Annotated in this window: 15 protein-coding genes; 4 read left to right on the top strand and 11 right to left on the bottom strand. The window is 48.9% G+C overall.

Translation table 11 applies throughout. The features are described from left to right. Positions 1 to 30: 30 nt before the first annotated feature. Genes FHP88_RS07555 through FHP88_RS07565 form a run of 3 tightly spaced genes read right to left on the bottom strand, consistent with a single transcriptional unit; the run spans position 31 to position 3,504 of the window. On the bottom strand, positions 31 to 1,152 hold the full coding sequence (locus FHP88_RS07555) for a sulfur reduction protein DsrS (RefSeq protein ID WP_144358425.1): 1,122 nt from the start codon (positions 1,150 to 1,152) through the stop codon (positions 31 to 33). A 21-nt stretch (positions 1,153 to 1,173) separates the two neighbouring features. After that, positions 1,174 to 2,424, bottom strand: a complete 1,251-nt coding sequence (locus FHP88_RS07560; RefSeq protein ID WP_144358426.1) for a DUF2201 family putative metallopeptidase — start codon at positions 2,422 to 2,424, stop codon at positions 1,174 to 1,176. A 33-nt stretch (positions 2,425 to 2,457) separates the two neighbouring features. Continuing rightward, positions 2,458 to 3,504, bottom strand: coding sequence for an AAA family ATPase (locus FHP88_RS07565; RefSeq protein WP_144358427.1), 1,047 nt, complete (start codon positions 3,502 to 3,504; stop codon positions 2,458 to 2,460). A gap of 353 nt (positions 3,505 to 3,857) precedes the next feature. On the opposite strand from FHP88_RS07565, the gene FHP88_RS07570 reads away from it, so the two are divergent. Further along, complete coding sequence (locus FHP88_RS07570) at positions 3,858 to 5,978, top strand: bifunctional diguanylate cyclase/phosphodiesterase (protein WP_144358428.1); 2,121 nt, start codon at positions 3,858 to 3,860, stop codon at positions 5,976 to 5,978. Here the strand turns inward: FHP88_RS07570 and FHP88_RS07575 are convergent. The 5 genes from FHP88_RS07575 to FHP88_RS07595 form a co-directional block, all read right to left on the bottom strand. Beyond that, positions 5,967 to 6,806: an HDOD domain-containing protein gene (locus FHP88_RS07575; protein WP_144358429.1), complete on the bottom strand. Its 840-nt coding sequence runs from the start codon at positions 6,804 to 6,806 to the stop codon at positions 5,967 to 5,969. The genes FHP88_RS07570 and FHP88_RS07575 overlap by 12 nt on opposite strands. Positions 6,807 to 6,936: 130 nt before the next feature. Next, positions 6,937 to 7,845, bottom strand: coding sequence for a neutral zinc metallopeptidase (locus FHP88_RS07580; RefSeq protein WP_144358430.1), 909 nt, complete (start codon positions 7,843 to 7,845; stop codon positions 6,937 to 6,939). Between the two features lie 100 nt (positions 7,846 to 7,945). Next, on the bottom strand, positions 7,946 to 9,130 hold the full coding sequence (locus tag FHP88_RS07585) for a YbfB/YjiJ family MFS transporter (RefSeq protein ID WP_144358431.1): 1,185 nt from the start codon (positions 9,128 to 9,130) through the stop codon (positions 7,946 to 7,948). Positions 9,131 to 9,237: 107 nt separating this feature from the next. Then, a complete protein-coding gene (locus FHP88_RS07590; RefSeq protein WP_144358432.1) occupies positions 9,238 to 10,236 on the bottom strand; it encodes a metal-dependent hydrolase in 999 nt (332 codons plus the stop codon). Between the two features lie 16 nt (positions 10,237 to 10,252). After that, a complete protein-coding gene (locus FHP88_RS07595; protein ID WP_144358433.1) occupies positions 10,253 to 10,918 on the bottom strand; it encodes a DsbA family oxidoreductase in 666 nt (221 codons plus the stop codon). Between the two features lie 228 nt (positions 10,919 to 11,146). On the opposite strand from FHP88_RS07595, the gene FHP88_RS07600 reads away from it, so the two are divergent. Continuing rightward, entirely contained in the window at positions 11,147 to 11,887 is a 741-nt protein-coding gene (locus FHP88_RS07600; protein ID WP_144358434.1) for a hypothetical protein, read from the top strand. Between the two features lie 37 nt (positions 11,888 to 11,924). Here FHP88_RS07600 and FHP88_RS07605 read toward each other — a convergent pair whose 3' ends face one another. After that, a complete protein-coding gene (locus FHP88_RS07605) occupies positions 11,925 to 14,132 on the bottom strand; it encodes a putative bifunctional diguanylate cyclase/phosphodiesterase (protein ID WP_144358435.1) in 2,208 nt (735 codons plus the stop codon). Positions 14,133 to 14,147: 15 nt separating this feature from the next. Then, the gene (locus FHP88_RS07610) at positions 14,148 to 16,274 is read right to left on the bottom strand and encodes an HDOD domain-containing protein (RefSeq protein ID WP_144358436.1); all 2,127 of its coding nucleotides are present in this window, start codon (positions 16,272 to 16,274) and stop codon (positions 14,148 to 14,150) included. Positions 16,275 to 16,432: 158 nt separating this feature from the next. Between FHP88_RS07610 and FHP88_RS07615 the strand changes: the two genes are divergently transcribed. Further along, positions 16,433 to 17,635: a MinD/ParA family protein gene (locus FHP88_RS07615; protein ID WP_186297646.1), complete on the top strand. Its 1,203-nt coding sequence runs from the start codon at positions 16,433 to 16,435 to the stop codon at positions 17,633 to 17,635. Positions 17,636 to 17,728: 93 nt separating this feature from the next. Continuing rightward, entirely contained in the window at positions 17,729 to 18,838 is a 1,110-nt protein-coding gene (locus tag FHP88_RS07620) for a zinc-binding metallopeptidase family protein (RefSeq protein ID WP_144358438.1), read from the top strand. Positions 18,839 to 18,920: 82 nt separating this feature from the next. Here FHP88_RS07620 and FHP88_RS07625 read toward each other — a convergent pair whose 3' ends face one another. After that, a complete protein-coding gene (locus FHP88_RS07625; protein WP_144358439.1) occupies positions 18,921 to 19,652 on the bottom strand; it encodes a hypothetical protein in 732 nt (243 codons plus the stop codon). Between the last annotated feature and the right edge of the window lie 83 nt (positions 19,653 to 19,735).

Raw genomic sequence — 19,735 nt, forward strand, 5'->3', positions numbered from 1 at the left:
AGGTGTTATTATTTTAGCTAGAAAGCCACTTTAAGTGAGCTTTCGTCCGAGAATTACCGAAAGATTAGCCAATAAAGGCTCAGAAACTGGGCGGATTTTTTTGCGCATGACGGTTCCAACGGCATCGGTCAGGCTGAGAATAGGCGTAAGTACAACGTCGTCGAAATGGGCCAGGAATAGCATGGCACGTATTTCAGGTTGTAAAGCAGGGACACTATTGCACAATTCCTGAAGTGGTCCGCTCTCTTGATTGATGAGTGAGTCGACCAGGTTTTCTATCTCTTCTATTTTGCGAAGTTCATCCTGGTGTGTACGGATACACTTATAATAATGACCCACGGACTTGAAGAGTGCGGTGGCAACATCTTGATTGGCCGGTCGCGTTAATGCATCGGCGGCTGTGTGGGCAAAGGTCTGTCCCGTGCTGTGCAACAGTTTCATTAATAATAAAGCATAGGCATTGTTTTTATCGGCAAGCTGCTGGAGTCTTTCCTGATGCGCTTCCAATGCGTAATGAGGTGGATGTGGATCGGGCAGATCGTCCGGTATGGTTTCAAGAAAACCAACGCGATAACTCTTTGTTGAGCGTCCTCTGTTCCAGAGTCGTTGTTTAAGCGCGTCATCAATCAGTCCCGGTTGCAGTACCAGTCGTACGGTTTCCAGCATCATTTGTGGTTCTGTCTCAAAAGGAAGATGTTCCACCAGGTAGGCTGCCAGTTCTGGCCCCAGTGCTCCTGTGGCGACTTCAGGCTGTTCCAACAGGCGTCTCGCATATTCGGCGTGGGGTTCACACCACCAGGCGAGGCGTGCCAGTTCAGTACTTAGTCCTGGTGAGCAGACCACCGCCATGACCGCTTCTGGTTCAGCCAGTTTCAATAGACTGGAGAGGCGTGTACTTTCAACTTGGCCAGTGCGAGTCCATCGCTGGATAAAAACGGGATAACCACCGGGTGAATTAAGCGCAATGCTGGCTAGTACTTCTCGTACTTGCTTGATGTAGCGATCCTGATTACCCGTGGGGTGGAGCTGAGCCTTCATCTCCTTGTCACCCTTCAGTCCGAATACCTCAAGGGTGTTTTCATTGATGCGTATGGCATCCGCATTAACGGCCAGTACATTTAAACGGAGGAGGTCTTCACTTGTCAGGTCCACTGCATCTTTTCCTAAAACGGTTCAGCTCAGCTGAATGCGCTGACCCCAGGGCACTTCAGCCCGTCCCTTGACCAACCAGATCACGGGCATACGCGGTTCATGCTCAGGAAAATGGCCCTGGGCATCAGTGAAGTAGATGAGCAGGTCTGCATTTTCGTCATACTGTTCAACCCACTCGAACACGGGTTTGAAATCAGTGCCGCCACCCCCTTTGAATTCACGGGGTAGTTGAAACTGTTCCCAAGGTTCGGTAATCCAGGGGCTGTCCTCCGTGAGGGCCGCATCACAGGCCAGTAGTGTGATGCGGGCATTTGCCTGACCTTTCAGTGCATCCAGTTCAGAAACAAACTGCTTCATCTCTTCATCGCTGATGGAGCCGCTGGTATCCAACCCGACAATCACTTTCAGTTCATTACTGCGGAGGCTCGGGAGAATGGCATCGCCTTCACGGCGCGAGGGTCTTGCCCAGTTGTAATCATCTCTTGCGGTTGCTGTCATGTATTGTGCCAGCAGCATGCGCCAGGGAATCTGCGGCTGTAGCAGATGGCCGATCATGCGCCCCAGTGCGCCACCCATCTTACCGGCTTGTATCGCTTGCTGATGGGCGCCCGCCAAACGTTGAGTCCACTGGATGGCGAGTTGTTCCTGCTCTCGCTTTGTGAGCGGAGGCGGTTGTTCACCGCCGGATGATCCAGCGTCTTGCTGTTGTTGCTGACCTTGATGTGGAGTATTGCTGGTTTGGTTTTGTTGTCCGCCCTGACCGGTCGAGGGTTGCTCATTTTCGGCATTGCCACCACCGCTGGGACTGCCGCCGGGGTTGGACTCTCCTTGATCATAGATGTGGTGATCATGGGTATTCATATGATCACTCTCATCAATACAGGGATAGATCTCTTCTGCGGTCATGCCGTCATACTCGACAACATGCAGTGCGCCAGGGCAGGGTGTCAGGTCTTCCGCGATCAGCAGGGGATTGATGGCGAGGTCACAAGCGATATCCCAGCGGTATTTATCTCGGTTCATTCTTCGTGCGAAGTGTGAGAGGGCGCAATGCAACGCTTCATGGGCGAGTACAAACTGAGTCTGTTCCAACGTCAGGGCATTGATGAAGTCCGCATTGTAATAGAAGCTGCGGGCATCTGTTGCGGTGGTTTGACACCAATCGCCTTCGGCTTCAATCATCGGTAGACGTAATACCAGTGCACCCAGGAAAGGCTTATCCAGGATAAGCCGAGTCCTGGCGGCACTGAGTTTGGTTTCGAGTTCACTCATTATAAAGGGTTCATCTGTAGGTTTTAATCAACACTACAGGTCATAAAGCATCACATCGGCAACCGCTTCTGCCCATGGAGCAAACTCTGGAATGCCAAAAAGTTCTGCACCAATAGCCCGATGCATATCAGACACCAACATGATACCCATCTCCCGTTGTGGGAAGCGGCTGGCGTATTCCAATATGCGTCCGTAGATGCTCGCGCCTTCGGCACCCTCTTTATGTTTTACCGCGCGCCCCACCAGGGCCGAGGCTACGGCATACTGTAGGTCGATCTCGGTAGGTACCACGACCGGCTCGCCTCGCAGGATGGCATCAATATCTGGTAGCTTGTGCAAGTTGTTAACAAAGGCTGCGAGCTCTATTCCGGCGGCTGGTCCGACACAGGCCTGCAGGGTGTCGGTTAGCAGGTCTGGTATCTGATCAAATTTCTGTAGCCCACGATGCGCAAATTCCCAGGAGCGTGGGGTGGGAAAGGCGACAGGGTTGTGTGCAGGGTCAAAATCAAATAGCCGTTCGGGTCTGAAGCGCAAAAATGCAATGACCCGCTCATCGATGCCATTGTTATAGGCCCAGGTTACCCAGTCATCCAGATGGGTATCCACTTCAAAATGGGTGAAACGATTGGCCAGTGGTGCAGGCATCGTGTAGGTCACACCCCGATCGCCCTGACGATTACCTGCTGCAAAGATGGCCCAGCCTTGAGGTACTTGATACTCACCGAGTCGTCTATCGAGAATCAATTGATAGGCGGCAGCGGAAACACTGGGTGGTGCCGAGGTGATCTCATCCAAAAACAGAATACCCCGTTCACCCTGGTTATTGGCATGGGGTAGTAGTGCGGGCTCTGCCCACTCAACAAGTTCGCCATTGCGAAAAGGGATGCCGCGCAAATCGCTCGGCTCCATTTGGGAGAGTCGAATATCAATGACAGGTACGTTGTGGCGTTCACCCACCTGACTTACTAACTGGGATTTTCCCACGCCAGGTGGTCCCCACAGCATTACTGGTGTGTGATGACCTTGCTCAGTACTCAGATATTCTCGATCAAGAATGGTTGCGATGGCTGCAGGTCGCATGGGACTCCTTGGGGTTAAACGGATACAAATATGCCCTCATATTACAATAACCTACCATAGAAGTGGGAAATACAAGTAATAAGAGATCGTGATGCCTGCTATTATTCAGCTTATGTCGATTCAGTCAAAGCGACATTCATAGACCAGAGGCTTAAGTCATGGCTGAATATGCCGCTATCATTTATGAATGGGTTCCAATGGTACTATTACATAGGCATCATGACGAGATGCCAAGCGGTCCGCCCGGTATATCAAAGATAGCCAGCAGCCATAAAGCAAAAATACAGCCAGTTTATTTTGCACTTTTAACGTTGACTGTTCATTAATATGAGGTCTGTTGATTAGGTATAGGAATGGCTGAAGTACTCCAGGATCAATACCGTGTGTTATTTGAGCACTCGGCAGATGCGATGCTTATCATCGACGAAGGTAGGTTCGTCGATTGTAATGATGCAACGTTAAAAATGCTTGGCGATATGAGTCGATCAGAACTTTTTTCGACCCACCCCTCTCAATTGTCACCTTCCTTTCAGCCAGACGGCGTGCCCTCATTTGATAAGGCCAATGAGATGATCTCAATGGCTATAGAAAATGGATCGCATCGATTTGAATGGGTTCATCGAAAAATTGATGGTACCGACTTTCCAGTTGAGGTTTTACTGACAGCCATCCCCGCAGATGACCGCACACTGTTGCACGTCGTTTGGCGAGACATTACCCAACGAAAAAAAACAGAAGAAGAGCTGCGACTCTCCACCTATGTGATGGAATCGACCAGCGAAGGAATTGTTGTTACGGATATGGATTTAAAGATTATTGAAGTGAATCCAGCTTATTGTAAATTATTGGGCTATACGCGGGATGAAGTTATAGGGCGTAATGCGGGCTTTGCAAAATCTGGAAGGCATGACGCTGAGTTCTATAAGGCCATTTGGCATTCGATTGATATGACAGGTCAATGGCAAGGCGAGATATGGGATAGAAAAAAGAGCGGAGAGGTTTTTCCGATCTATCTGCGTTTGAATGTTGTACGAGATGTAACAGGGCAGCCGCGTTTTTATACGGGGTTATTTTCTGATATCAGCCATCAGAAAAAAACAGAGGAGCAACTGGAGGAGCTGGCATTTTATGATCCTTTGACTAAGCTCCCCAATCGCACGTTGTTTCATCAACGGCTCAGGCAAGATTTGAAAAATTGCCGCCGAGCAAAAAAGAAGCTCGCCTTGCTGTTTATCGATCTCGATCGATTCAAATATATCAATGATTCGCTGGGTCATAGTAGAGGCGATTTGATGCTGGTCGCAGTGGGAGGGCGCATTCAACAGGCTGTACGCTCAATGGATACTGTGGCGCGTATGGGTGGTGATGAATTTACCGTGATTATTACTGACTTGACAGATGAATTTACAGCCGGTGAGGTGGCGGCAAAAATTCTTAAAGAGGTCATTCAGCCAGTCTGGATTGGAGAGCACGAAATTATTCCGCACATGAGTATTGGCATCAGTTTGTTCCCCAAGGATGGTGAGAATGTGGAAGATCTGACCCGCTATGCTGACATGGCAATGTACCATGCAAAAAATGAAGGGGGTGATAATTTTTATTTCTTTCGTGAATCAATGAATAAGGAAAGCCAGAAAAGATTAGTGCTTGAGAATGACATGAACAATGGACTGTGCAATGCGCAGTTTGTGCCTTACTATCAGCCAATAGTTGATCTACGGTCTGGCTGGATAGTGGGAGTAGAGGCATTGGCGCGTTGGCATCATCCGGATCGTGGTCTGGTAATGCCCGATGAATTTATACCGCTGGCAGAAGAGAGCGGTCTAATAACAACCCTTGGCCAGCAGATTTTGCAACAGGCCTGCTTACAGGTAAAACAGTGGATGGATCAGCATTCGCAAGAATTAACGCTGGCAGTTAATCTTTCTGGACGTCAGTTTAATTCAAAAGAATTAGTTCAGGATATTCAGGGTACGCTGGAAGAGGCTGGATTTTCTCACGGTAATTTAATCCTGGAAATTACAGAAAGCATGATGATGGGGCATGTCGATCGGGTGCGTAATCAGCTTGATCAGTTGCATGCTACCGGAATTAAATTAGCGATAGATGATTTTGGTACGGGTTACTCTTCATTGAGTTATCTCCAGCATTTTCCATTAAATTCACTCAAGATCGACCGCTCTTTTGTTACGCACCTGTTGAACGATAGAAATAAACGGGCAATCGTAAAAGCCATAATCTCTATGGCCAATGCGATGGATTTAGATGTCGTTGCAGAAGGAGTGGAGAGTCGGGAACAGGCGCTCTATCTAAAGCAGCTGGATTGTAAGAAAGTGCAAGGTTATTATTTCAGTAAGCCACTGCCAGCAATACAGTTTGAAAAACTGCTAACTAACGAAAATTCCCGATTCAACTTTAATTGTACGGACAATGATTTTGTGGATTCCGATCAAATAAACTCGCTATTTCAGTAGTTCGCTTAAATCCTCTTCAATATCGCTGTACTCAAGACTGCTAATTCCTAGGGTTTCCAGCACGCTTGTTTGGAGTATGTCCCATCGATAAATTTCACGGAATCGTCTGGTTCGATCAATGATGTTTTCAGCCATCTTGAGTATGGCGTAAGTGAGTTGATCACTCTGCCCCGTGATGTGATCCAGGTAATCATATTCGTGGTGCTGAAGGATGATGTCGCAGAGTGACTGCGGCAGGTTCCAGGATGTGGCGATAAAGTATCCCACTACCGCATGATTGGTGTTGTACCTGATGTCTTCTAATGCGGTAAGAGTCTGATCGGAGCTGTCATTGGCTTCTATCAGGGTGCTTCGGTAATCTGGGAAGCGGATTGCCATGGCGGGTATCCCACAGTCATGAAATAGGCCGACCGAGTAGAGGGTCTCCTGTGATACTTTTATACTGAGTTTGCTCTCGATATAGACCATGGCATTGGCAACGTCCGTGGCATTGTCCCAAAACCGTTCGAGTGAGATACAAGCATTGCCAGTTAAGGAACGCTTCAACTCGATTGATGCAACCAGATTGTTGATGCTTTTCAGTCCCAGCAGGGACACAGCCTGGTTTATGTTGCTGATGCTCCGGGACATGCCGTAGAAGGGAGAGTTGACGGTTTTTAGAATGGCTGAAGAGAGACCGACATCCGATGAAACCAGATCGGCTACATCACGCAAAGAAGGGTCGTCGCTGTTGTTGATGGCTTGCAGGCGTACCAGTGTTTCAGGTTTTGGCGGAATCTGAAAGCCATGTGTCAGTACATTAGCAACGGATTGATCTATCGTTATCATCAGTGGCTTCTCACTATAAATTTCGTTTGATACTAACCGAGTTTTCTGCGGGAGTTAAGTAAACAGGGCTTTAGGTTGTTGATCTATGCCAACTAAACGACAGATGAGGGTGCGAAGGGTAATATGGTGTTTAAAGTTTATTCGTCGAAAAGGTATCACACGCTTTTATATTGCCACTGCTGAGGCCGACTTTGAACCAGTTAACCCGTTGCGAAGAGCTGCCATGTGTGAACGAGTCCGGCGTGACATGGCCTTGTGCCTGTTTTTGTAGGCGGTCGTCACCGATGGCACTGGCTGCGGTGAGTGCTTCATCAACATCACCCTGTTCCAACAGTTGGCGAGAACGATCGGCATGATGTGCCCAAATCCCGGCAAAACAGTCGGCCTGGAGTTCTTGCCGTACTGAGAGTTGATTGGCCTGTACTTTACTCAGGGAACTTTTGGCCTTGTGAACTTTACTGGATATGCCGAGTAGAGTCTGGACGTGATGACCGACTTCATGGGCGAGAACATAGGCCTGGGCAAAATCCCCCGGTGCCTTGAAGCGGCGCTTCAGATCATCGTAAAAGCTGAGATCGATATACACTTTTTGATCTGCTGGACAATAGAAGGGGCCCGTGGCCGCCTGTCCCAGACCACAGGCCGATTGCACGGCATTACGAAACAGTACTAAACGGGGTTCTTTGTAATTCCCGCCCATCTCTTTAAACAGGCCTTGCCAGGTGGCTTCGGTATCAGCCAATACTACAGATACAAAACTGACCAACTCTTTCTCCGCAGCGTTTTGTTGGACGGTTTGTTGTTTGTTGGTGGTTTGGATATTGCCGGTTCCCAGCATGCTGCCGAGATTTCCACTGAAAAGACCATAGGCGCCAAGTGCGAGGACGGCGATTAGCCCACCTTTAAAACCAAGCACTTTAAACACCATAGGGAGCAGATTGAGCATGCCACCCCTGCCACCCAGTCCACCTAAGGCAGGTCCGGAGGCACCCCGACGATCCTCAACATTGCGACTCTCTTTCCGTCCGCGCCAGCGCATAGCCTCACTCCATTTTTTCTATCGGTGTTGTGTAGATTCTATCAGCTCTCACAAGAAGCGCGTCAGATACAACCGGCGAATATCGTAAATCTTTGTTAAATCAAACGGCAGCACGGCGCAGTTTTGTCTCGTGTGAGACCAGATAGAGCACCAGGATCAGGCCGATCGCCATTATGATGGCGGCCAAATAGAGGGAGCCGTTATAGGTGCCTGATGTTTCTGCAAGTGTCCCGGCCAGGGCTGGTGCGGCAATCTGTGCGACGCCATAGCTGAGGGTCAGTTTTCCCATCGGCTTGGCGGGTTTGGTGGGGTAAAATTTGCCGATCATGGTCAGCATGAGACTGACAATACCAATGAACGTGCCGCCATAGAGTGCTGCACTGAACATCACCACCACTAGACTGGGATCAAAAGTAGGAAGAATGATGCCGACTATCTGTAGTGCAAAGGCATAGGCCAGTGCCTTGAGTTCACCTGTCTTTCGGGCGATGCGATCCCAGATGAAACAGGCAGGTGCTGCCGCAAGCCCAACAACCAGCCAGGCCGGTTCACCATAACCGTTCAGGGCAGGCTCGGCTTCCACGATGACTACCAGAAAGGTGGCGCTAATGACGTAGCCAAAACCGGCACAGAAGTAGCTGGTAAATAATATAATCATCCATTTGGTTTCTGGCGGCCGATCCTCCATTTTAACGCCACTGGTCGTGAAAGGACTGGTGTCTGGTCTGGGGAGCCAGTTCCAGGCGGGAATAATCAGGATCATTCCAATAGCCGTCAGTGCCAGCCACTGCTGGCTCCAAGTCAGATGGGTTGCCATCAAGTCTACGGCCACTGCACTTAGAACAATACCCAGTCCCAGTCCACTGAAGTGAATGCCCAATTCCATGCGATGGTTATGTCGAATCAGCCAGTTCAGAATCAAACCTGAACCGATTAGGAGACCGGCTGCGCTGCTCAATCCAGCGAAAAAGCGCATGATGCCCCACAGCCAGAGACTTTCACTCAGCGCCATGCCCGCTGTCGTAACCAGTGCCAGGATCAAGCCGATACGATAGAGGGTGTCTTTCAATTGCAGATTACTGATCATGGCAGCGGTCAGGGCGCCGCACATGTAGCCCATATAGTTAAAGGTGGCAAGCCATCCCCCCGTGGCGTCTCCCAATAGGGTCTGTGCCTGCATGATGGGTAACAGGGGGGTGTACGCGAAACGCGCAATGCCGAGGGTCAGAATGAGGCTCATGATGCCTGCAAACAGGACTTTAAAATGGGATGGGGCTTGTGGCATGTGTCCTGTCCAGTGTCGTGTGATCGGTCATTATACCGATATGAATCAGGACTGTGATTATTTTTGTATCAAATGAAACGTTATTTGACCCAATAAAAAATGCGGTTTTAGCTAGGCTCGATCCAGATTCGCCGTAACATGTCGGGGACCCGGTCCCAACTTCTTGGCATGATTATCCGCTTATCCGTTGATGGTATGGGATGTGGATTGCTGATCGTGCCAACCGTGAAGCTAAAGACATAGTCGGGTTCTGCGCCCATACGCAGATCGGTCATGGTAATGGTGCCCTTGAGATTTTCAACCTTGTAAAAGCCCTTGGTAAACCAGGCCAGACGTTGAACGGGCCAATGCTGTTGCAGGTCATCAAGCAGATGGGTTGCACTCGCATAGCGAATAAAACTGATCGTTGGCTTTTCATCGAGTAGCGAGTAGTAGCCTTCATGGTAACCCTTGTTATCCATGGCAACGATTCGCCACAGAATTGTATTAAAAGGTGCTGGGGTTACCAGCAGTGCTGTGGGCGTCAGGTTGGCATTGGACAGACTCTCTTCCGCAATCTGTTTGACATGAAACTGTGCCGTGAAGCTCCAGCCCAGGTAGAGTGTGCTGATTACCAGTCCTGCCTGATTGAATCGCTGTGCCAGTCTGGGGCGGTGGTGTAGTGAGAGTGCGGTAATGACGCCTATCAGTAGCGGTAGGGTATAAAGGGGGTCAATTATAAAGATACTGCCAAGACCTATGGGTGTCTCCACTATAGGCCAGAGCAGTTGTGTGCCATAAATGGTGAAGCTGTCCAAGAGGGGGTGTGTGGTCAGTGACAGGAAGACGAGCCAGAGCCAGCTCCTGCGATATAACTGTGTTGCAGGGTGGATCTTGATGATCAACCAGGTGATTACGGGCGTGATGAGAGTGAGTACCAGCAGAGAGTGACTAAAACTACGGTGATAGGTGAAGTCAGCTACCGGCCCCCCCATGCTGATAAACACATCAAGATCTGGCAGTGTGCCGCAGAGTGATCCCCAGAGTGCTGCACGATAGCCAACGTGACGACCCAGAACAGCGTGGCCGACCGCTGCACCTAATGCAATTTGCGTTATAGAATCCAAAGGAACAGTACCCGCTTTATTGCCCTGCTGATGAATTATCTTCAGAGACCACTTCTCTCAATGTGGTTTTAAATGTCTCAACCGGATGACCGCCCACAATACTGTAGTGATCGTTGATGATGATGGTTGGTACTGAGTTGATTTCCAAAGAGCGGAAGTGTTGTTCCTTTTCCCGAACGCGCTCTGCATACTCATCAGAATCTAATATCGCTTTAGCGGCTTCAACCGGGAGCCCGACACGCTCCACACACTTGAGCAGATCGCTCTGTTTGCTCGGGTTGCCGTTGTCGGTGAAATAGAGTTTGAACAGAGCCAGCTTCAGATCAGTTTGATTGCCTTCATAACGGGCCCAATGCAATAAGCGATGGGCATCAAAGGTATTATAGATGCGTCCATTTTGTTGGAAATTGAACTGAAAACCTAGTTCAGCACCCCGCTGGGTGATCATCTGGTGATTCTCATCAATCTGTTTCAGGGTGGATCCGTATTTTTCCTGGAGGTGTTGATGAATATCCTGGCCTTCTAAAGGCATATTAGGATTCAGTTCGAAGGGTTGCCAGGTAATATCGGCCTCAATCTCGCCGGATAATTCCCGTAGTGCTTGTTCCAGTGATTTATAGCCGATCACACACCAGGGACAGGAGACGTCCGAAACAATATCTAGTTTGAGAGGGTGTGCCACTTGATGCTCCTTGTTCGCAACATGGATTCTAAGGTATCTGTACAAGTATGGCCGATTGGAGCGGCATTTGTTCCTGATTATGTTGTGATTGAGTAAGAAATTTCCATCAGGATTGAAGAAAAGAGTTTGCCCCTGTTTCTACAGTATCAGCTATTCTCTATGTAAGTAGTTAACCCATATAGATATGTCCAGTGGTGTGTGAGCTCACTTGACACAGAGTAGTGACTTATGAACTTTCTTGAATTTAACCATGCGCAGTATAGGGATACTTTCAACGAGGCAGTGGCAGATCTTTCACTCAGCCTGACCTTGGATGAGAGCCAACAGGCTCAACATGCCCTGCAAGGGATTGGTGCCATGCAGGGCTATATCGACATTATGCGGCGTCTTGATTCAGATCGGGAGCAGGGTAATGTCAGTCGTTCAGATGCCACGGATGCAAGCCAGATAGGCGACATGATGCTGCAACTGCTCGATGAACTCGGACATGTGGCGGTAAGCCGGGGTTTAACCGAGACCATGCATCAGATGCATCGACTGTCCTTGCCGGTAGCGCTGTGGATTGTGCAGCATGAAGGCACTATTGAACGGCTGGATATCATTGTTAATGCTGTTGCGTCTTTTGCCAATAATGTGAAAGGCCAAGAACAGTTGACGGCACTATGCCACGTGATAACACAAGTTCAGTCTGCCGTGTCAGAGACGATACGCCGTGATTTGGAAGTCAGTGACCCGATGCGTCCGTGGCGGATTCTTAATCTCAATTGGGGCATTATCGCCACTCGGACACTCAGTCCACAACTTATGGAATCTGTATTTGATCAATTGATCGATGCAATTCCAATTGATGCCAAGGCATTTTTTCAAGAGGGTATGCAACAGATGGATATCGTGGGATATCCTGATTCAGTACGGGCTGTGATGGCGCGTTATAACAATCTGCTTGGCGCAAGCGGAAGTCTGCACTAACAGTTGGGCGAACGTCTTATAATCCGGCGGAAAAGGCTTAAGTGTAGCCTTTCTTCAGAAACAGCCCGACATGTTCTTTCGGCATCGGTCGACCAAACAAAAATCCTTGTGCGTTCGGACAACCCAGTCGCTTCAATTGTTGATGCTGAATCTCTGTTTCTACACCTTCAGCAACGATATCCAGTCCCAGCTCTTTGGACATGGCAATAATGGCCGTCACGATGGAGTTGCGGCTACTGGATGCACGTATACCGCTGATAAAGGAGCGGTCAATCTTAAGCGTGCTCAGTGGTAATGATTGCAGATACCCCAACGAGGAGTAGCCTATGCCGAAATCATCAACGGCTATGCGCACACCATTGGCGTGAAGTTTACGCAGCTGATTGACCACTTGATCCATGTCTTGGATCAGCACGTTTTCTGTTATCTCCAGTTCAAGTGAAGAGCCAGGGATACCATGTTTGGTCATGATGTTGAAAACGTGGTGTTCGAAATCTGTCTGTGCCAGTTGCTTTGAGGAGACATTCACGGCCAGTCTGATGTTGCTGTGTCCGGCTTTGATCCATTTGCTCAGTTCTGCGCAACCACTGTCCAAGACCCACATGCCGATCTCATTGATAATGCCATTCTCTTCGGCAACGGGGATAAATTCGGTAGGGCTGATGATCCCGGCTTCAGGGTGTTTCCAGCGGAGCAGTGCCTCCATTCCAGAGATCATGCCGCTCTGAATATCAATCTGCGGTTGAAAATAGAGTTGCAGTTGCTCTTCATCCAGTGCACGGCGGAGACCGGTATCATAAGAGAGATGCTGATCAGCAGAGCCTTTCATACTATTGGTGAAGAACTCGTAACCATCTTTGCCGTGGCGCTTGACGTGGTACATGGCAATGTCGGCATGCTTGATCAGCGAGTCCATTGATTCGCCATCATCCGGGAAAATCGCGATACCGATACTGAAGCTGACAAAGACCTCGACGCCATCGATAAAGATCGGGTCTTTCAGATTGGCCATGACCTTTTCTACCAGCCTTATGGCGTCCACACGGCCTGATACTTCAGGGACCAGTAGGTTGAATTCATCACCACCAACACGGGCCAGTGTGTCACTGTCACGCAAGCAGTTACGCAAACGGTTGGCTACCGTTTGCAGCAGTTGATCTCCCGCGACATGACCGAGTGAGTCATTAATGACCTTGAAACGATCCATGTCGAGATACATTAAGGCGAGCTGAGTGCCACTGCGTTTTGCTTGTGATATGGCAAGTCCGAGACGATCTCGAAGTAGGGCGCGATTGGGCAGTTGTGTGAGTAGATCGTGATAGAGCTGGAAATTGATGATCTCTTCGGCGCGTTTACGTTCACTGATGTCACGTGCAACACCATAGGTACCCACAAAGCATTTATCGTTGCTTCCAGTCTCCTGATAGATACCCATTGAGTTCAGTTCGATGGAGACCGTGCGGCTCTCGAAATAGCGGCTGGGTTGTGTGTTGTCTTTACAGCGGAGGCGAAACTCTACGTTTCGACTGGCTCTGTCACCCGTGCGTCGTTCGGCAAAGGCGTACTTGGCTTTTTCGACATCCTCTTCATGGACTATCTCTGAGAAGTGATGCCCTATGAGGTCATTCTGTTTGTAATCGAGGAGTTGGCCAATGCGGTCATTTACAAAACAGAAATAGCCCGCCTCATCCAGCATATAGATGATGTCAGGTGAGTTGTCGACGATAAAACGATAACGGTATTCAGAGGCTTCAAGTTTTTGATGTACTTGTTTGATATCTTTTTCTAGCGTGCGCTTCTTAAGTACATTTTCAATAATCCCTAACAGCTCAACCGGGCTATAGGGTTTACGCAGAAAGTCGCTGACACCTTGGCGTAGGGCTTCAGTGGCATTGGCAAAGGTCGCTTCACCGCTGACGATGACCACATCGACATCTGGGAAATCCTCTTTGACCAAATCGAGAAACTCTAAACCGGTGACTTCCGGCATATTGAGATCAAGCAGAATCAGTTCAATCGGATGCTCACGCAATATCTCCAGCGCAGCATAGCCATTGGCCGCAATGAGACTGGCGTGTCCATAGGCTTCGAGGAGGTCGCGCACACTTTCCCGCATGCGGATTTCATCATCCACGACCAGGATTCTGGCTGGCATAGTTGCTGCGGTTGTGGCAACGTTTTCCCTACTGCCGGTTGACTGGGAGATGAATTCACTCCCAAGCCAAGACTCCGTGGACTTCATCATTATTATAATCCCCTGTTATTCGTCACCTAAGCGACGAGGCAGGTGGATAAGAAACTCGGTTCCACCTCCCGAACGTCCTCTGCAGCTAATGCTCCCTTTCAGCTCGTCTATGAGGTTTTTAACAATGGTTAATCCTAAACCAGAATGGCTACTGCCTTTTGTACTTTCTAATGGATTAAACAACTTGCCCATTATTTCGGGGGGAATGCCTGGGCCACTGTCTGCAATGCTGAGTTCAACGTATTCACGTCCCCCGATGTTGATATGGTCACGCGTCTGTAGCCATATCTCCCCGCCATCGGGCATTGCTTCAACGGCATTCTTGACCAGATTGGTGATCACCTGTTTTAGGCTTGCCCTGCTGATCAGAATTGCCGGTAATTTCTTATCGAGTTCTACATGCTCGGTGATGTTATGTGTCTTGAAATAGGATGCCTGAAAAATCTCGGTCAGATCACCGATAACCTCATTAATATCCACCGATAAGGAGGCAATGTGGTGCGGGTCACCGATATCATGCATACGCAGGGCGATATCACCCACGCGTTGAATCTCTTCTTTGATAATCTTCAGGTGGTCAGCAATGGTCGCATCGCCCTGGAATTTTGCTGAGAGCACATGCAGATAGTTATTGATAATACCCAGCGGATTATTGATCTCATGTATGATGCTTCTGGCTTCACGCTTGTGCCATTGACGGGCATTTTCCAGCTTCTCTTCCGTTTTAGAATTCATCAAGCGGCTGGTGTAAATGCTCTGGGCAGCGGTCGCAGAGAAAAGCGGCAGAAATTCCATCATCTGTTGCAGGTTTTCTGGGCTTGATGATCTCAGTCCAACCACGATCACACCGATGCGGTCAGTACCCGCAATGAGCGGAATGCAGAGGATATTTTCTCTATCGAGCGTTCGGGACAGCTGTTGATCGACTAATGATGTTGGATTGTTGTCCTGCGGCTTGAAGGGGCCTTGAACTTTTGCATCAATCAGGGCTTGCGATACAAGACTGCGATCCGGTTTGATCGGTATATTAAATTCAGCTATTTGCACATTGCTAACGGCCCGGGAGGCCACACCCGTCAGATGCTTGTTGTCGGCGTCTACCAGGAAAAGGATACTTCGATCCATCTCGAACAGAATATTTAACTCAGCCAGCACGGATTGTAAAAATGCCTGCAGGTCGGTTTCGCTTCCCGGTTCCAGATTAACGCCACCGAGCAGGGCAAATTCGCGAACCCGCTTAGCAAGCTCCAGGCGAACGGATTCTGTTTCAACCTGTACATTGATTGCACCCGTATCGGCTTTATCGATTCGAATACCCAAGCCGTCAGCCGCCTTCTGAACTTGCTGCCCAATATCTTTCTGCATGGCATCGACCACCGATGGCGTCAATCCAAACAGTAGATCGGCCTCAGCGTAGAGCGTATCCATATCGATACAGGGATCACTCAACTTATGAGTGAAGTTGGTCAATCTGACCAAGCGAGGTGCTTCCAGAAGCCTGTCTGCCGGCTCGTTTTGATAGAGCAGGGCATCACTGATGAATGACTTGATATCCCATTCCTGAACCAATATGGAGCTGACTTCGTGATAGGCCACACCAAACAGCTCTTTTTCCAGACCCGTCAGGATTAAATCGGAATGCTGTTTTAGTAGCAGTTCGTTGTAGGCCTCTGGCTGATTGTTCAGGAAGACCAGTTGCCCCAGCTTGTGCAGAAGCCCGGCCAGATAGGCCTCGTCCGGGAATTCATAGCTGGTGAGTTTTGCCAATGATTTCGCGGCATGGGCACACCAGAGTGACTTATACCAGATGCCGCCCAGGCTACTGCCGGTTTTGACATCAAACCGCGAGAAGAACTGGTGCACTGCCGCATTGATGGCAATGGTCTTGATGTTATCCAGACCCAACACCACCAGGAGTCGGTTGAAGTCTTTCGACTCGTTCCACTGGGCATAGGCGGGGGAGTTGCCCACGGCTGTAATCTTCGCGGTCAGCCCTACATCCTGCTGAATTATTTCTGCTAAATCTTCAAAACTGACGTCGACTTGATGACAGGCTTCGATTAATCTGAGCAATACCTGAGGGACAGAGGGAAGCCTGCCCAGGTTCAATTTTTCGATGCTGGCACGTGATGCGTCATTCATATCCTGACATCCTGCACCAGTTATCGACTATAAGTCAATGAGATAGAAGGGAATTCTGTATAATATTTGGACAGGTGAGAACGATTAAAGCGGCTATAGAGGGAACCTTTGGTCATAATTCGGGTATGAATGCGCCGAAATGTGACCAGGTTAACAAAATGATTGTGATCGCCAGCGGTAAAGGCGGTGTGGGTAAAAGCACCCTTTCGGCCAATCTGGGCATCGCGCTAGGCAGCATGAATCAGCAGGTGTGCCTGTTCGATGCGGACACCAATCTGGCCAATATCAATATCCTTTTCGGACTCAAGCCAAAATATACGCTTCAGGAGTGTCTTGCCGGTGAAAAAAGCCTAGAGGATATTTTACTTCCTGTTTCCGGTCGTCTTGATATAGTCCCTGCGGCCAGTGGAATTGCCGAGTTCATCGAAATGACTGCTGACCAGCAGCAACGCTTGATCACCGGGCTGAAGGGTATTGAAAGAAGCCATGATCTGATTCTGGTCGATTGTGCAGCGGGCATCGGTAACAGCCAGCTTAGTTTCTTTCTGGCCGCCTCTTGTTCTGTACTGGTCATTACACCCGAGCCAACCTCGCTTACAGATGCCTTCTCATTTCTGAAGATGGCCAAACGCTACGGCTTTAATCGCACGGTCTATATCCTGGTTAACATGACATCTGACTTGCATGCTGCCCGATCTGCCTTTAAGCGCTTCAAGCATGCGACAGAGCAGTATCTGCAGCTGGATGTTGGGTACCTGGGTTATGTGCTGTCTGATCCACATGTCCCGGAATCGGTCAGAAAACAGAAACCTGTCATGCTTTACAAGCCAGAGTGCCTGGCCAGTCGTTGTATCAAGGTGATTACAGAGCGACTGGTCCGCTTGATGCAACACGAGAAGACCGATGCGACGTTGTTTAGTCGGTATCTGGAGGAGATGAACCGGCCATTTGGCATAGATCTGACCGTATCCGGTGAGACGCAAGATTCAGCATCTGCTGAATTGGCTTCTGACCAGGATTGGCAACAACAATCACTGGACTATTTGCGTAAGATGGATCGAGACGAAGTGGGCCTTTATCTCCGCCATGCTGTCAGTGAATGGGCAGCATGGCATAATGCAGATGCGACTGAACTGATTCGAGACCACCTCGATTTTTCGGCACATGGAGTAACACAGGCCGATAATCTTGATGCTGGCAATAGGCTCTCTAATGTCACGCTGTTTAGTCGCGCGTCTGGTGATACATTCAATCAATCAGCATTGCCATCACTCCGGTCTTTTTCAGAACAGGTGTCCGAGAGCGAATACTGTGCGGCCGTGCAGTTTGCAGATTTATTGGCCAGAAGTGGAAAGACATAGCTAATCCGCTCCTCTGCGTGTATTAATACTTATGACGCGTGCTAGATTTGGCGGATGGGTTAGATACACGAAGTTAGACAGGTAAATCTGAAAATGAAAACCTACAGTTGTCAATGCGGTGTACGACTGCATTTTGAGAACACCTTGTGCGTGAGTTGTCAGCGTGAATTGGGCTTTCTTCCTGATATCCGCTTACTCAGTGCTTTAGAGCCACGGGGTGATAATTTATGGCAAGCGACTGCCAATAAGTCCAGCTATAGAAAGTGTAGAAACTATTCAGATCATCATGTCTGCAACTGGATGGTGCCAGAGTCAGATAATCATGCTTATTGTTACTCCTGCCGGCTCTCTGAAATTATTCCTGATCTGAGTAATCCGAATAATCTTAAATTATGGGGCCTCATTGAAAATGCCAAGCGCCGTTTGCTTTACAGCCTCTTGTGGCTGGATCTGCCCATCGTAAACAGAGAAGAAAATCCACAGTTAGGCTTGGCGTTCCACTTGATGGAAGATCAGGGTTATTCAGAATTTGCACAAGATATGCCGCTACAAGATGCAGTTTTCACGGGGCATAGAAATGGCATTATTACGTTGAATATTGCTGAAGCCAATCCTGTCTCTCGTGAACAGACACGCGCCCATATGGATGAAAATTACCGTACATTACTCGGCCACTTCCGGCATGAATCCGGGCACTATTATTGGGATGTGTTACTGCGCAATTCTCCCCGCATAGATGAGTTCCGTGCCCTGTTTGGCGATGAACGCATTGGTTATGGTGATGTGATGCAGGGTTACTACGCGAATGGCCCGGTAGCTAATTGGCAGACAAACTGGATTAGCGGTTATGCCAGTGCGCACTCCTGGGAGGATTGGGCAGAGACCTGGGCCCACTATCTGCACATGATCGATAGCATGGAGACAGCGAATGACTACGGATTTGATCTGGGTTCTACAAATGAACACACACCGCGGATGCAACAGTTCAATGCGGACTATTTGGCTTCAATTTCGATCCATGATCTGGTGAATGAGTGGAGTCACTTTACCGTTGCACTGAATGATATGAATCGCAGTATGGGTTTGCCGGACGCTTATCCCTTTGTGCTGACCGACACTATTATCCAAAAACTGGCTTTTGTGCACTCGGTAATTATTGATCAGAGCCGCAGTGGGCGAGAGAGCAAGTCGATATCGAATTAATAGTCATTCCCCAATATGTAAAAGCCATCCTTTCTGGTGGTTTTTACATATCTCTGATCAACAGCCCCTTTAATTAATCGTGTTATTCCCAATCAAATTTCGGCAGCCTGGAAAAAGCCCGCTTGAGTCCCTCATTCCAAGATTTCTGTAGCGTTTTATAATAGGGCGATGCCAGTTTCAGTGACATCTGTCTTGGCTCTTCCAAGCTGTCGCCGTTATACAGGGTAAGTTCAAAGGGTGGGCCAACAGAGATATTACTACGCATGGTTGAGTCCAGTGACACCAGTGCGCAGCGCGCTGCATTATTCAGGGATGAATCCATGCTGATCACACGATCAAGCATGGGTTTGCCATATTTATTTTCGCCAATTTGCAGGTAGGGTGTTTCGATTGAGGCGCTGATATAGTTTCCTTCCGGGTAGATAAGATAAATATCGTGCTCATGGCCTTTTATCTGACCACCCAAAATAAAGCTAGCCCCGGCGCTACCACCATTTTTTTCGATGGCAGGGCCGTGGTGATGTTGCTCTTTCTGGCTGAGGTCCCCGACATAATCAGCAATATCAAACAGGTGTTTGGCCTTTAGGAGATTAAATTTTGCCTTGGGATCATCCAGGTCACGCTGTACGGCATTCACTACGGCCTGAGTTGTAGCCAGATTACCCGCAGACAGAAGTACGATAATACGGTCTCCCGGCCAGAAAAAACGATGCATCTTTGAGCAGGTACGGATGTAGTCAACACCGGCGTTGCTGCGTGAATCGGATGCGAACACAATGCCATCATTGACACTGATCGCCAGACAATATGTCATTCTTTACTCCAGGCGGAAAATACCAGATTTAGCGGGAATAATACCAGATACTCGAATGCCACAAACGGGATATTTTGGCCATT

Source organism: Sedimenticola selenatireducens (assembly GCF_007625115.1).
Lineage (GTDB): Bacteria > Pseudomonadota > Gammaproteobacteria > Chromatiales > Chromatiaceae > Sedimenticola > Sedimenticola selenatireducens_A.